The organism is Oleiphilus sp. HI0066 (genome assembly GCF_001635725.1).
In genome coordinates, this window is record NZ_LWFH01001760.1 from 1 (window position 1) to 629 (window position 629).

Consider the following 629-nt stretch of genomic DNA (forward strand, 5'->3'; position numbering starts at 1 on the left):
GCTTAGAAGAAAAAGCTCAACGTAAGAAGGAGTCTTAATATGGGAATCAGCCCTACTCAGCTACTGATTATTTTAGTGATTGTTGCCTTGATATTCGGCACCAAAAAACTTCGCAATATGGGCGGAGATCTTGGCGGCGCAGTAAAAGGCTTTAAAAAAGCAATGAAAGACGAAGAGCAAGCTAAACCGCTTGATAAGAAAGATGATGACGTGATCGACGTTAAAGCTGAAAAAACAAATTCAGACAATAACAAGGCATAGATAAACACCTATGTTTGATATTGGCTTTCTTGAAATTATCATCGTTGCCATTATTTCGCTGCTCGTCCTGGGGCCAGAGCGTCTTCCTAAAGCAGCCGCGACAATTGGCAAATGGATTGGCAAAGCTCGACGACTAACCAGCACACTTTCTCAAGAAATTGATCGTCAGGTAGAAATAGAAGAACTTCGAGAGCAACTTAAAAAACAAGGCAACAGCTTGGATATCAATGATGATGCAAACAAAATTCATCAGACAGTTTCGCAAGCATTAGCCGACGTTGAAAAAGAAAGCCTTAGCACCAGTCAGCCATTGGAATCTTCAACCGCACCAAGTAAAGAAGTATGAGCGACAACGATTCAAGCGCGCC

Annotated in this window: 2 protein-coding genes; both read left to right on the top strand. The window is 42.0% G+C overall.

Features of this window, described 5'->3' with window-relative positions; translation table 11 throughout:
* Positions 1-39: 39 nt before the first annotated feature.
* Positions 40-261, top strand: coding sequence for a Sec-independent protein translocase subunit TatA (gene tatA / locus A3738_RS27320; RefSeq protein ID WP_068481740.1), 222 nt, complete (start codon positions 40-42; stop codon positions 259-261).
* A 10-nt stretch (positions 262-271) separates the two neighbouring features.
* A complete protein-coding gene (gene tatB / locus A3738_RS27325; RefSeq protein WP_068481743.1) occupies positions 272-607 on the top strand; it encodes a Sec-independent protein translocase protein TatB in 336 nt (111 codons plus the stop codon).
* Positions 608-629 lie beyond the last annotated feature (22 nt).

Coding starts and splice junctions, on each gene's coding strand:
- tatA (WP_068481740.1), top strand. CDS start 40: ATGGGAATCAGCCCTACTCAGCTACTGATTATTTTAGTGATTGTTGCC.
- tatB (WP_068481743.1), top strand. CDS start 272: ATGTTTGATATTGGCTTTCTTGAAATTATCATCGTTGCCATTATTTCG.